The organism is Limosilactobacillus reuteri subsp. porcinus (assembly GCF_036621895.1).
GTDB lineage: Bacteria > Bacillota > Bacilli > Lactobacillales > Lactobacillaceae > Limosilactobacillus > Limosilactobacillus reuteri_J.
On record NZ_LN887390.1, the window covers coordinates 1 to 13,215 of the forward strand.

Sequence of the window (13,215 nt, forward strand, 5' to 3'; positions counted from 1 at the left end):
GTACTGTTATTGACTGCTTACAGCTGTTTCTTTCTTGGATTCGGTTGAAAGATGGACGTAAGTATCTGATGTTGATATAGAAATATCACTTCCTATACCAATATCAGATTTTTTGTTTTTAAACTAAAAAGAGGCTCGCCCTCTGATATAATGAAATCGCCAAATCACATAGAAAAGAAGGTAACCCCATAAATAATAATACAAGGACTCTCCTCGATTTAACAGATTCTCATTTAATTTTTTCATCATTCGATTAAACATGGTGGGTTTTTATACTCGCTCAATACTGCAGTCCTCACCAAATTAGCGTATCATAGATAATGTAATCGCTATTATTTGAGGAGGAAATAAATATGCAAAATAAAGATGCTTGTACATCAATTATGGTCGGTAAAAAGGCTTCTCTCGACGGTGCTAATTATATTGCTCGTAATGAAGATCGCGTAAAAGCAATTGAACCCAAGCGATTTTTAGTAAAACCGGCAGTAAAAGGACGCCACGAAACCTACGTATCACCTTACAATAAAGTAACTGTAGCTTTGCCGGAAGAGAGAATGCGTTATACTTCTACGCCTACCCTTGATCAAACAGCCGGACCTAATGAAGAAGATGGAATTAATGAAGCAAATGTGGCAGCTTCCTTTACTGAGAGTGTTTATGCAAATGATCGGGTGTTAGCATATGATCCATACGTAAAAAATGGCCTGGCAGAAGACTCACTTTGTACTTTAGTATTACCGTATATTCATTCTGCCCGTGAAGGAGTTGAATATACTGGAAAATTAATTGCTGAATTGGGCTCTGCTGAGGGAAATGGAATGCAATTTGCAGATGCAGATGATATTTGGTATATGGAAGTAGTAACTGGTCACCAATGGGTTGCAGTTCGTATTCCTGATGATTGTTATGCTGTTACTCCTAACCAGGTAGCAATTGAAGATATCGATTTTGACGATCCTGATAATTATATGTGGGCTGATGGAATTCAAGAATTTGTTGAAGAACACCAATTAAACCCTGACCATGACCGGTGGGATTTCCGTCATATTTTTGGTACCAGTACACAAAAAGACCGTCATTACAACACACCGCGGACCTGGTTTGCTCAACGTTACCTTAGTCCTAATGCTTCATTAGGCCAACGTCCCGAAGATTCTGAAATGCCATTTATTCGTAAGGCTGAATTTAAGATTGCTAATGAAGACATCCAATATGTTCATGTTCTAAAATCGCATTTTAATGAGACACCTTACGATCCAATGGGGGATGCTCCTGAACGTAAGACTTACCGAGCTATCTCTTTATCACGGACGGCCCAATCACATATTTTACAAGTGCGCAATCTGAATAAATATAAAACAAGTATTCATTGGATTGAATTAGGGGTCCCAGCCTTTAACCCTTATGTTCCATTTTTTGCTAATGCTGACGATACTGATGAATTATATCGAAACGTACCGGAAAAAATGAACTTAGAGTCTGCATTCTGGTTAAATGAAGCCTTAGCAGAGGTTGTTGAAAGTCATTATCAAGAATTTATGGAAAAAGATGAAGACTACCAAAAGGAGCTAAATGAATGGGCACGCCGTAAAATTGCGCAGGTTGATAAAGAAGCAGCTAGTCTTGAAAGGCAGGCATTAACTGATTATCTAACTGGGCAAAATCATGAAATAGCTACCCATTATAATGAACGGACAAAGGCCCTCTTCTTTGAATTATTAACTGAAGGCTGTGAGCTTTCAAAGATGTCATTTAAGATGGATCCTAACCTTTAAGATATTTTGAATATTGACATTTCTCACTTTATTATTAAAATATAATTAATGTAAAATGAGAGAAGGATAAAAATGAGAATTCAAGCAACCGATGAACGGCATTATCTAGTAGAAGTTTTTACAAAATTGGGATTTAACCAAGATGACAGTCAATTATTAGCAGACACTCTAGTTGATGCGGATTTACGCGGGATCTCATCTCATGGGATTCAACGATTAGCATGGTATCGTCGGATGATTAAAGAAGGAACGATTATTCCCCAAAATAAAGCCAAAATTATTCGTGAGTTACCAGGATCCGTCCTTGTTGACGCTAATCAAAATATGGGACAGCTCGCAACGGTTTTAGCGACTCAAAAAATAATTGAAAAGGCTAAGAAAACAGGGGTGGCAATTGCTGTTATTCGCAATTCGAATCACTTCGGCACCGCTGGTTACTATACAAGATTAGCGTTAGAAGCTGGATTGGTAGGAGTTGCCCTTACTAACACTCGTCCCCTGGTAGTCCCAACTAATGCTACTCAGGCTTTTCTTGGGTCTAATGCTTTTGCGTTTGGCTTTCCTGCTTCTCCACATCCATTTATGTTTGATGGTGCCACTTGTGTTGTTTCAGGTGGAAAAATTCAAGTTCATGCTAAAAAAGGCGAACCGTTGCCAGGCGAATGGGCAGTTGATAAAGATCGGCAGGTAGTAACTGATGCGCAAGAGGCAGAAGATATTCTTGCCACCGCGGCCTTTACTGAAGGGGAACAAAAAGGTGGAGGAGTTCTCACTCTTGGCGGAAATGATGAGGAAAATTCTAATTATAAGGGGATGGGAAATTCTATCGTAATTGAATTATTGACGGGTATTTTAGCTCAAGGCTCTATCTCTGCCGATACTGTTAGTGGTAAACATGATTTTAGTCAATTTGTAATGGTTCTTAATCCAGCATTCTTTGGTGATCCAGAGGTATTGAAGAAAGATGCCACATCAATGCTAGATCGAATTCGCCAGCTTGAACATATTCCTGGTAAAGAAATTTGGGTACCCGGTGATCGTGAGTACCGTTTATTAGCAGAAAATAAAGAAAAAGGTGTCACGATTGATGAAAAGACCTATCAAGAAATGAAAGAAATAGGAACTGAACTTGGTATTGATGTTCCTTAATAATTGATAAACTCCTTCAAATCCTGATAAGTGAAAGTGGTACACTGAATATATGAGGAAAAAGGAGCATTTTAAATGGAAGATCGAGAATTAGTAATGTTTTGGCTCGCAGGTGATCATAAGTTAGCAATTCGAAAGGGGCTTACTTCGGCAATTTTAGCGAGTGAACTTAGAAAAAAGGGTTATAAGGATAAATTAATAGAAGACTTTCTTGATGATTTTGCACGTGACTTAAAAAATGATCAAAAATAGGCAAAAAAACTCCCAACGTTTTACTAAACGCTGAGAGTTTTTTAGTAGCACGATAATCTATCGTTTTATTTATGAATATGGCTTAGTTGTTACCTTGTAACTTTGCCATACCGTTCTTAGCAACTTCTTCCAATTGCTTAGCAGAGTCGGCCATAGCCTTCTTTTCACGGTCGTTAAGTGGAACTTCAATAACCTTTGCAACACCAGAAGCATTAACAACAGCTGGAGTACCGATGTAAAGGTCGTTAAGTCCGTATTCACCGTTCATTGGGGCACCGATAGGGAGAACAGAATTTTCATCACGAAGAATAGCTTTTGAAATCCGCATTAAAGCAGTGGCAACACCATAGAAGGTAGCACCTTTGCGGTTAATGATTTCGTATGCTTTGTTACGAACATCATCTTCAATCTTAAGTAATTCATCTTCTGAAATACCTTCATCCTTAGTGATGTCAAGTAATGGCTTGCCACCAACAGTAGCACTTGAGTAAGCAGCAAATTCGGAATCACCATGTTCACCCATAATGTTAGCAATAACATCACGAGGGTCAACATGAAGCTTCTTACCAAGAGCAACCCGAAGACGTGCGGAATCAAGTGAAGTACCTGAACCAACAACCTTGTTCTTAGGGAAGCCAGAAAGCTTTTGAACAGCATAGGTAAGGATGTCAACTGGGTTAGCCGCAACTAAGAAGATTCCGTCAAAACCAGACTTAACAATTGGTTCTACAACGGACTTAATGATCTTCAAGTTCTTATCAACTAATTGAAGACGAGTTTCACCAGGCTTTTGTGGAGCACCAGCAGTAATAACAACTAAATCAGCGTCTTTGCAAGTGTCGTAATCTGCTGAGTAGATGTTCTTAGGAGCGGTGAAAGCAGTAGCGTCTTCAAGGTCCATTGCGTCCCCTTCAGTCCGTTCCTTGATAATATCAACAATAGCAAATTCTTCAGCAATTCCTTGTTGAGCCATTGCGAAGGCGTAACTTGAACCGACAGCACCGTCACCAACAAGAACAACTTTTTGATGATTCTTAGACATAATAAACAGTCTCCCTTTCATCTTATGTATACATTATTTGAGATTTCTCTCACAGTAATGATTATAACATTCCGCAGAAAAATTACTATAAGATTTTATAGATAAATTAGTTAGTAAATAAGCCTGCTCCTAAGATAATGACTGCTAAAAGGATCGCTGGCCAAAGTAAAACATGAATTAATGTCCCGATTAATAGAATAAGAAGGATTAGACCAATGAACTTAACCGTTAAAACCCCAATCTTCCATAGCAACCAGCAGATAAGAATAGCAATTAAGAGACTCACTATTGTAATCACCTTTCCTTAAAGTATTGTGAACATAGTATAGCATTTTTTTGAAAATTAAAGTTTAAACATAGATTAAACTTTGGAACGTTGATGACCTGTGCTAAAATATACCTATCTAGGGAGATTAATTTAAAATTGATCAGGAATAATAATAGAGGAGGTGGTTACCATTCTGAATCGAACTAAGCAGTTTATGCGCGACAATGATTTAATGTATAAAAAAGAGTACATTCGGCCAATGATGACACCCCAACACGTATATGTGTTCCGCTTTGGTAAACACAGACTAAATAATCGGGTAATTGTTCGTTATTCCCATACTTGGACCGGACGATTAAAAATTAACGAGATTGATGTTCGGTTGCACCACCAACATCATCCCCGCATTTTCTTGACTGAATCCGACTTAATCAATTACTTGAGTCATCATTTAGAAAAAGAAAAGAAACGCGAACAAGAACGACCACATATTAGTAAAGTTGACAATGAAAATGATTAAACTTTATTAAGTTGGTATTTATCGTGACCATTTACTTTTATTGTGGTCACGATTTTATTATTTAAGGAGGTCATTAAATGGATTGGACAGCAATAAAGGTAATAACTTCTAGTGAGGCTGTTGAAGCAGTTAGCTATATTTTGACGGATATGGGAGCACAAGGCGTTCAAATTGAAGATGCCGCTGATTTTACAAACTTACATGAGGGAAAGTATGGGGACCACGGTGAATTTATTGATCCATCATCAATTCCGCACCGAAAGAATGGCGCAGCAGTATCTGGATATTTCCCACAAAACGTATTTGTTCCTGAACTATTGCCAACTATCCATCAACGAGTAGCAAAATTAAGGGATTACGGCCTGAATCCAGGAGAAAATGATGTCTCAGCAGCGACCGTCGATAATCAACAATGGGCAACGGTTTGGCAAAAATATTATCACCCATTAAGAGTAACGGATCAGTTAACGATTGTTCCGCAATGGGAAGAATATGAGCCAGCAGATCCTAAAGAAAAATTAATCTTTCTTGATCCAGGAATGGCTTTTGGGACTGGGACTCATCCAACTACTCGTTTAATGCTGGAGGCTCTTGAAAAAACAATTGCTGGTAATGAATATGTAATCGATGTCGGGACAGGTTCTGGTGTTTTAAGTATTGCTGCCAAGCACTTAGGGGCAGGAAAAGTTGATGCTTATGATATTGATGAAGTAGCAGTAAATTCAGCAAAAAAGAATCTTGCACTAAACCCGGTCGCTAAAGATGTTAAAGTTGGCGTAAATAGCCTGTTAGATGGGATCCATACCCAGGCAGACTTGATTGTTGCTAATATTCTTGCGGAAATCATCGTGCCCCTTATTCCGCAGGCATACGAAAATCTTAAGCCAGGTGGCAAATTCCTTGTCTCTGGAATTATCGATGATAAGGCTCCGTTGATTCGTCAAAAGTTGCAAGAGCAAGGATTTGTAATTGACGATGAACAGCAGATGAAGGACTGGCACGGAATGATTACCCACAAGCCAATCGAGGTGAAATAAATGCAACGCTATTTTGTTAATGCAACTCCAGCTGATGAAGTAACATTGCCATCTGAAGCAGCCCACCATTTGTTAAAGGTAATGCGTGCAGAGGTTGGAACAAGTGTTGAGCTTGTATTAGCCGACCACTGTGTTTACCTTGCGACTCTTAGTACTACAGAACCAACGGCAACATTAAAAATCAATCAGAAGTTAGATGCTGATAGTGAATTGCCAGTTTCGGTAACGCTTGCCTGCGGAATTCCAAAGACTAAAGAGAAACCAGAATTAATTGTTCAAAAGGCAACTGAATTGGGGGCAGACAAAATTGTTTTCTTCGATGCTGCTCGCTCCATTAGTCATTGGCAGGGAAATAAGCAGAAACGAAAGATCGAACGTCTGCAAAAGATAGCTGAATCAGCAGCGGAACAATCCCATCGAAATAAGATTCCCCAGGTTGAATACAGTGCTAATCTTGATCAATTGTTAGCCAATTATCCCGCTACTGAACGGATAGTTGCTTGGGAAGAATCAGCTAAACAAGGGGAGACAAGTGCTTTAGCGCAACAATTTAATGCCCTTAAACCAGGAGATTCGATCCTTGCTGTTTTTGGCCCAGAAGGTGGGTTATCGGAAAATGAAATTGCTAAAATGAATGAAGCTGGCGTGGTAGCAGCTGGTTTAGGACCACGAATTCTGCGGACTGAAACAGCGCCATTATATTTCATGGCAGCTATTTCATATGCAATGGAATTGTCATAATGTAGCCGGCTTACTTATGGTAAAATAAAGAACAGCTTTAATCGGTGATTTAAAACTGAATATAGGTGTTGAGAGAGAATGAATTTTATGAAAAAAGCATGGGAACATTTAGACAAACCATTATGGCTAGCTAGTATTTTAATTGGGATTGTATTGACGCTTGTTGTCGATAAGCTTCCATTTGTCACGCGGGTAGCAATGGTCGAAATTGTCTTAATCCTTATTAATGGTATTTTTAGTATTTGGTCAGGCTATTGGATTTATAAGCACCAGCGAAAATGGGGCGAGTTATTCATTTTTCCAATCCTTTACTTGATAACTGCGTATTTCTTTATGCCCCGATATACTTATTACTTTGCCCTTGCTTACTTAGCGCTTGCGTACTTATCCTGGGCAATGCGTCAACAAAAGTAATTGAAAGGAGGTCGTCCGATGTCAAAAGAAAAGGAATTGACACATGAAGATGTTCAAAAGATAGTTAGTTCTTATATGAATGAAGAACACGTTGCTTTAGTTGAAAAGGCATATCATTTTGCCGAGGTAGCTCACCATGATCAACGACGTAAATCTGGGGAACCGTATATTATTCATCCTATCCAAGTTGCGGGGATCCTTGCTAATCTTCGTATGGATCCCGAAACAGTTTGTGCAGGATATTTACATGATATTGTAGAAGATACTGGCGCAACCTTAGATGATATTAAAGAACTCTTTGGACCAACCATTGCAATGATCGTTGATGGTGATACAAAGCTTGGTAAGATTCGTTACAAATCAAATAAAGAACAAATGGCTGCCACTCATCGTAAATTATTACTTGCAATGTCAAAGGATATTCGGGTAATGATTGTCAAGCTTGCGGACCGTCTTCATAATATGCGCACTCTTAAGCATTTGCGACCTGATAAGCAGCGCCGCATCTCAAATGAGACCCTTGAAATTTATGCTCCAATTGCAGATCGCTTGGGTATCAGTACTATTAAGTGGGAACTAGAAGACCTGTCATTACGGTACTTAAATCCGCAACAATATTACCGGATTGTCCATTTGATGAATTCACGGCGCGATCAGCGGGTTGACTATATTGATGAGTCAATTAAGTTAATAAAAAAGGCGATTGCAGATTTGGACTTAGGACCGAATGTTGAAATTTATGGCCGGCCTAAACATATTTATTCTGTCTACCGTAAAATGGTTACTCAGCATAAGCAATTTAGCCAAATCTATGACCTTCTTGCAGTTCGAATTGTCGTTGACTCAATCCGGGACTGCTATGCTGCTCTTGGAGCTATCCATACTAATTGGAAACCAATGCCTGGACGGTTTAAGGATTATATTGCAATGCCTAAGACTAACGGGTACCAATCCTTGCATACAACAATTATTGGACCAGAAGGACGGCCATTAGAAGTACAGATTCGAACTCACAAGATGCATGAAATTGCTGAATATGGGGTTGCTGCTCACTGGGCATATAAAGAAGGAAAGACTAATGGAATCCAACAAACTCAGGATAGTCAAAAGCTAAATGTCGTCAAAGAAATCCTTGAATTACGAAGTGAAAGTCAAGGCACAGATGAATTTATGCAGGGGATTCAGAGCGATATATTTACTGATAAGGTCTATGCATTCACCCCTAAAGGTGACGTAATTGAAATGCCTAAGGGATCTGGACCACTTGATATGGCTTACCAAATTCATACTGAAGTTGGTAATCATACAACTGGAGCTAAAGTAAATGGACGGATTGTACCCCTTGATTATGAGATCAAAAATGGTGATATTGTTGATATTTTGACTTCATCATCATCAGCTGGTCCGAGTCGTGATTGGTTTGATTTGGTTTCAACGCGGCGAGCTCGTAATAAGATTCGCCAATTCTTCCGTGCACACGATCGAGAAAAGAACATTGAAGAAGGAAAACAACTTCTTGAAAACGAACTCCGTGAAGCAGGATATTCGCCAGCAGAATTAATGACTGATGAAAAATGTGAGGAGGTTGCTCAAGAGACTCATTACAATAGTAGTGATGATATGTTTGCGGCTTTAGGATTTGGTGACTTGGCTCCAGTGGGTATTAGAAATCGTTTTACTGCTGATATCCGGCAACGAGTTGAAAGCGACCGTCAACAAGCGGCAGAAAAAGCTGTATTAGAAGACCATCAGACTCTTGAAAAGCCAAATGAACGTGAAAAGCAAAAACAGGCTAAGGCATCGAGCGAGGGCGTAATTGTTGAAGGAGTTGACAATCTTCTTGTCCGTTTAAGTCATTGCTGTAGTCCAATCCCTGGAGATGCTATTACTGGCTACATTACCAAGGGACGAGGAGTGTCAGTTCACCGGGATGATTGCCCGAATATTAAAGCCGCCCGTAAGAATGGCGAACGAATTGTTAGTGTATATTGGGCAAATCCTAATGGCGACAGAACAAACTACAATGCTGACTTGGAAGTTCAGGGATACAATCGAAATGGCTTATTAAATGATGTTTTACGTTCAGTAAATAACAGTACGCGCTTCTTAAATTCAGTTAACGGAAAAGTTGACCACAATAAGATGGTGACAATTAGTTTGATTATCGGAGTGCGTAATTTACGGCAGTTACAACTGATCATGGATGGCTTAAAGAACATTCCAGATGTTTACGTTGTCAAAAGAATTATTCGATAGGAGGATGCTTGTGCGAGTTGTTTTACAAAAAGTAAATCATGCAGCAGTTTCAATTGATGATGAAGTTGTTGGTAAAATTGGCCTTGGCTATTTTCTCTTAGTCGGTTTTGCTCCAGATGATACCGAAGAAAAGTTAGACTACTTAGTGCATAAAATTACTAATCTTCGTGTTTTTGAGGATGAAAACGGTAAGATGAATAAGGAGTTGCGGGACGTTAATGGTGCGATTTTATCAGTCTCCCAATTTACCCTTTATGCTGATACTAAACATGGGAATCGTCCTGGTTTTTCACAGGCGGCTAGTCCTGAAATTGCTGAACCGTTATATGATCTTTTTAATCAAAAATTAGCTGCTACTGGTATTCCTGTTGAGACCGGACATTTTGGAGCGATGATGAAAATTGATCTGGAAAATGATGGTCCAACAACGATTATTTATGAACGCTAAAAAGCAAAGAGACATTGGGAGTAGGAAATAACCTCCTCGACAAGGCGGTTGGCTAAGCTAGGACGATGATTAGCACGGCACGGGCTGATTATCGTTCGTACTTAGACTCGAGCCTTGTGGTTATTTTCCACGTTATCTTTCTGTTGTTCATGAAAGCAGTTGAGGCTGGGAGAAAACAAAAGTTTTCTCCCAGCCCCATTTTAGTATTGACTTAAAATTTGATCGACTGCCCCACCATAGCTTTCGCCAAATAAGATTAAATGCATGCATAGGTAATAGAAGCGATACCATGAAAGACGTTCATCTAGTTGATCATCAAATGGAAAGACGCTGCTATATGCCTGGTAAAAACTATTATCAAAACCGCCAAAAACAGTTGTCATGGCTAAATCAAATTCACGATCCCCAAATAATGCATCTGGATCGATTAAGTATGGTTTATGATCGCCAGCAAATAAGAAGTTGCCGGCCCATAAATCACCATGAAGAAGACTAGGGATGACTTCATGGTGTTGGTAGTAATCAGTAAATTTATTAACCATTTGTTGGTAATGTTCTTGCCGCCATTTATTCCATCGTCCGCGTTGGCTTGCTACTTTTACTTCTGGCTCTAGTCGCTGATTAATATAAAAATCAAGCCAGCTTGAGTTCCAAGAATTGTTTTTTACGAGGGCCTTGGTTTGATGATTGTCCATAAAGCCGAATTCATCATTATGCTGTTGGTGCATTTTGGCAACTGCTAATCCCAGGTCGGCTTGATTACCCCAAGTTTCATCAAGCCAGTTTAAAATTAAATAGGCATTCCCATCGATTTTACCATGGTAAAGTGGGGTTGGGGTATTAATGACCTTACCGATAGCTTTGAGACCATTAATTTCATGATTAAAATAATCTTGTGAATGGTTAGGTTGAACCTTTATAAAGTACCTATTTCCATCAGTAGTTGTGGCTTGATATGCTAAATTAATATCACCACCACTGACTGGTTTAACAGAAGTGAGATTTTTTAATGGAAGGCGCTTAAACCATGCTATGTTTGGACTTTCCAATTGATGTTCCTCCTTTATTAAATTACTTTATTTATACCATTTTTAGGCAAGTGTTGTTAAATAAAGTTGATTTATAAGGCACCAATTAACCTTAGTATTGACATTTATGAGGGGATCGAGTAAGGTAAAAATGTAAATTAAAGATATTAATAGCTGTTGATAAAGAATGCTCGGGTACTTGAAATTATCAGCGATTGGAGAAAGGTGAGAGCTCCAAATATTTCAGCCTCGATTGACCCTTTTGAAGCTGGGCAATATGCTCCGTCGTTTAGACGTTATTTTTGAGTGATACCAAGGTGGTACCGTGCATTTGCACCCTTGTAATTTCAAGGGTGCTTTTTATTTAAACTGTTATTAAAAACTGAAAGAGGTAAGCGGAGAATGAAGAGAACAAATTATGCTGGGGATACAAATGAACAGCAAGTTGGACAAGAAGTTGTCTTAAAGGGTTGGGTAGCTAAGCGTCGTAACCTAGGTGGACTTATCTTTATTGATTTATGGGATCGGGAAGGAATTGTTCAACTAGTATTCAACGAAAAAGAAAATCCAGAAGCATTTGAAATCGCAAATGCGGTTCGTAACCAATATGTTCTTGAGGTTCAAGGAAAAGTTCAATTACGGGCAGAAAAAGAAATTAATCCAGATATGAAGACTGGAAAAGTTGAAGTAGCTGTTGACAAGGTTAAGGTATTAGCAAAGTCAGAAACAACGCCATTTGATATTACTGATGGTGTTGATGCTTCTGAAGACTTACGGATGAAGTACCGTTATCTTGATTTACGGCGCCCAGAAATGATGCGTAATTTGAAGTTGCGGAGTAAGGTTGCTTCGATCGTGCACAATTACTATGATAATGAAGGCTTTATGGATGTTGAAACCCCTGATTTAACACGGTCAACACCAGAAGGAGCACGTGACTACATTGTTCCATCACGTGTTTACCCCGGTCATTTCTATGCTTTACCACAATCACCACAATTATTTAAGCAATTGTTAATGGCAGCCGGAGTTGATAAGTATTATCAATTGGCACGTTGTTTCCGGGATGAAGACCTTCGTGGTGACCGTCAACCAGAATTTACACAAATTGATACTGAAATGAGTTTTGTAACTCCTGAAGATATCCAAACAGTTACAGAAGGTTTAATTAAGCGGGTAATGAAGGAAATCGTGGGGGGAGATGTTAAGACCCCATTTCCACGGATGGAATGGCAAGAAGCCATGGACAAGTATGGTTCCGATAAGCCTGATACTCGTTTCGGGATGTTGATTCATGACCTTTCTGACATTGTAAAGGATAGTTCATTTAAGGTCTTTGCTAATACTGTTGCTGATGGTAACTATGTTCGTGCAATTCGCGTTCCTGGTGGAGCAGATAAGTATTCTCGGAAAGATATTTCTAAGTATGAAGAATACATTAAGCGTTTTGGTGCAAAGGGACTTGCATGGGTTAAGGTAACTGCTGATGGTTACAATGGTCCAGTTGCTAAGTTCTTAAATGATCAAGTTGCCCAAATCAATGAAGAAATGGATGTCAAAGAAGGGGACTTAATCCTCTTTGTTGCTGGTAGTTTCCACGTTGTATCAGATTCACTTGGCTACCTTCGTCGGGCAATCGCTGAAGAGCTAGATATGATTAAGCCTGACCAATGGAACTACTTATGGGTTGTTAATTGGCCAATGTTTGAATATGATGAAGGCTTTGGAAAGTGGATTGCCGCTCACCACCCATTCACAATGTTAAATGAAGAAGACTTACATTATCTTGAAGATGGGGAAGATCCTCATAAAGCTCATGCTCAAAGTTACGATATTATCTTGAATGGTAACGAGATCGGTGGGGGATCAATTCGTATCCACGATCCAAAGATTCAAGAAAAAGTTCTCAGGGCTCTTGGCTATACAAAGGAACGTGCAGAAGCGCGCTTCGGATTCTTGCTTAAGGCCTTAACGATGGGGATGCCACCTGAGGGAGGACTTGCCTTTGGTTTAGACCGGTGGGTTATGTTACTAGCTCAAGCTGATAGTATTCGGGATGTTATTCCATTCCCTAAGAACTCGAAGGCAGTTGAACCATTAACGGCAGCTCCAGGTAAAGTTAGTGAACAACAACTTGATGATCTTAAAATTGAATTTGATGAAAAGATTGACTATAAGCTCGATCAAGATCCAGATGAACAATAAATAAAACAAAAATAATCCTCGTGAAAAGGTACTTGAAGTGTACTGTTCACGAGGATTATTTTATTTCGCGGTTTGTAAAA

At 39.2% G+C, this 13,215-nt stretch carries 13 protein-coding genes; 10 read left to right on the top strand and 3 right to left on the bottom strand.

Translation table 11 applies throughout. The features are described from left to right. Positions 1–353 precede the first annotated feature (353 nt). The 3 genes from AACL61_RS04585 to AACL61_RS04595 all read left to right on the top strand — a co-directional run bounded on the left by AACL61_RS04585 (position 354) and on the right by AACL61_RS04595 (position 3,176). A complete protein-coding gene (locus tag AACL61_RS04585) occupies positions 354–1,775 on the top strand; it encodes a C69 family dipeptidase (protein WP_339111038.1) in 1,422 nt (473 codons plus the stop codon). A 72-nt stretch (positions 1,776–1,847) separates the two neighbouring features. Then, a complete protein-coding gene (locus AACL61_RS04590; protein WP_078009097.1) occupies positions 1,848–2,924 on the top strand; it encodes an Ldh family oxidoreductase in 1,077 nt (358 codons plus the stop codon). Between the two features lie 75 nt (positions 2,925–2,999). Then, entirely contained in the window at positions 3,000–3,176 is a 177-nt protein-coding gene (locus tag AACL61_RS04595) for a hypothetical protein (RefSeq protein ID WP_003671106.1), read from the top strand. An 82-nt stretch (positions 3,177–3,258) separates the two neighbouring features. Here AACL61_RS04595 and AACL61_RS04600 read toward each other — a convergent pair whose 3' ends face one another. After that, positions 3,259–4,218 (bottom strand): L-lactate dehydrogenase, encoded by a 960-nt coding sequence (locus AACL61_RS04600; RefSeq protein WP_102816276.1) that lies wholly within the window; start codon positions 4,216–4,218, stop codon positions 3,259–3,261. A gap of 106 nt (positions 4,219–4,324) precedes the next feature. Beyond that, on the bottom strand, positions 4,325–4,504 hold the full coding sequence (locus AACL61_RS04605; protein WP_003668154.1) for a hypothetical protein: 180 nt from the start codon (positions 4,502–4,504) through the stop codon (positions 4,325–4,327). Positions 4,505–4,700: 196 nt separating this feature from the next. Here AACL61_RS04605 and AACL61_RS04610 point away from each other — a divergent pair, with 196 nt between their 5' ends. The 6 genes from AACL61_RS04610 (at position 4,701) to dtd (ending at position 9,902) form a co-directional block, all read left to right on the top strand. Next, complete coding sequence (locus AACL61_RS04610) at positions 4,701–5,006, top strand: hypothetical protein (RefSeq protein WP_020843066.1); 306 nt, start codon at positions 4,701–4,703, stop codon at positions 5,004–5,006. Between the two features lie 77 nt (positions 5,007–5,083). Continuing rightward, positions 5,084–6,043, top strand: coding sequence for a 50S ribosomal protein L11 methyltransferase (prmA, locus tag AACL61_RS04615; RefSeq protein WP_102816275.1), 960 nt, complete (start codon positions 5,084–5,086; stop codon positions 6,041–6,043). Then, positions 6,044–6,784, top strand: coding sequence for a 16S rRNA (uracil(1498)-N(3))-methyltransferase (locus AACL61_RS04620; protein WP_003665818.1), 741 nt, complete (start codon positions 6,044–6,046; stop codon positions 6,782–6,784). It begins immediately after the preceding gene. A 78-nt stretch (positions 6,785–6,862) separates the two neighbouring features. Beyond that, positions 6,863–7,198, top strand: a complete 336-nt coding sequence (locus tag AACL61_RS04625; RefSeq protein WP_003674298.1) for a hypothetical protein — start codon at positions 6,863–6,865, stop codon at positions 7,196–7,198. A gap of 18 nt (positions 7,199–7,216) precedes the next feature. Then, a complete protein-coding gene (locus AACL61_RS04630) occupies positions 7,217–9,454 on the top strand; it encodes a RelA/SpoT family protein (RefSeq protein ID WP_339111039.1) in 2,238 nt (745 codons plus the stop codon). Positions 9,455–9,464: 10 nt separating this feature from the next. Further along, positions 9,465–9,902 carry a D-aminoacyl-tRNA deacylase gene (gene dtd, locus AACL61_RS04635; protein ID WP_102816273.1) on the top strand — a complete coding sequence of 146 codons (438 nt, stop codon included), beginning with the start codon at positions 9,465–9,467 and terminating at the stop codon, positions 9,900–9,902. Positions 9,903–10,102: 200 nt separating this feature from the next. Here the strand turns inward: dtd and AACL61_RS04640 are convergent, their stop codons facing one another. Further along, positions 10,103–10,951 carry a fructosamine kinase family protein gene (locus AACL61_RS04640; protein ID WP_339111040.1) on the bottom strand — a complete coding sequence of 283 codons (849 nt, stop codon included), beginning with the start codon at positions 10,949–10,951 and terminating at the stop codon, positions 10,103–10,105. Positions 10,952–11,332: 381 nt separating this feature from the next. Here AACL61_RS04640 and aspS point away from each other — a divergent pair, with 381 nt between their 5' ends. Then, the gene (aspS, locus tag AACL61_RS04645) at positions 11,333–13,135 is read left to right on the top strand and encodes an aspartate--tRNA ligase (protein ID WP_339111041.1); all 1,803 of its coding nucleotides are present in this window, start codon (positions 11,333–11,335) and stop codon (positions 13,133–13,135) included. Positions 13,136–13,215: the final 80 nt, after the last annotated feature.

What these genes read in the sequence shown, in the direction of transcription:
- AACL61_RS04585 (WP_339111038.1), top strand. Translation starts at nt 354, where the DNA reads ATGCAAAATAAAGATGCTTGTACATCAATTATGGTCGGTAAAAAGGCT.
- AACL61_RS04590 (WP_078009097.1), top strand. Translation starts at nt 1,848, where the DNA reads ATGAGAATTCAAGCAACCGATGAACGGCATTATCTAGTAGAAGTTTTT.
- AACL61_RS04595 (WP_003671106.1), top strand. Translation starts at nt 3,000, where the DNA reads ATGGAAGATCGAGAATTAGTAATGTTTTGGCTCGCAGGTGATCATAAG.
- AACL61_RS04600 (WP_102816276.1), bottom strand. Translation starts at nt 4,218, where the DNA reads ATGTCTAAGAATCATCAAAAAGTTGTTCTTGTTGGTGACGGTGCTGTC.
- AACL61_RS04610 (WP_020843066.1), top strand. Translation starts at nt 4,701, where the DNA reads ATGCGCGACAATGATTTAATGTATAAAAAAGAGTACATTCGGCCAATG.
- prmA (WP_102816275.1), top strand. Translation starts at nt 5,084, where the DNA reads ATGGATTGGACAGCAATAAAGGTAATAACTTCTAGTGAGGCTGTTGAA.
- AACL61_RS04620 (WP_003665818.1), top strand. Translation starts at nt 6,044, where the DNA reads ATGCAACGCTATTTTGTTAATGCAACTCCAGCTGATGAAGTAACATTG.
- AACL61_RS04625 (WP_003674298.1), top strand. Translation starts at nt 6,863, where the DNA reads ATGAATTTTATGAAAAAAGCATGGGAACATTTAGACAAACCATTATGG.
- AACL61_RS04630 (WP_339111039.1), top strand. Translation starts at nt 7,217, where the DNA reads ATGTCAAAAGAAAAGGAATTGACACATGAAGATGTTCAAAAGATAGTT.
- aspS (WP_339111041.1), top strand. Translation starts at nt 11,333, where the DNA reads ATGAAGAGAACAAATTATGCTGGGGATACAAATGAACAGCAAGTTGGA.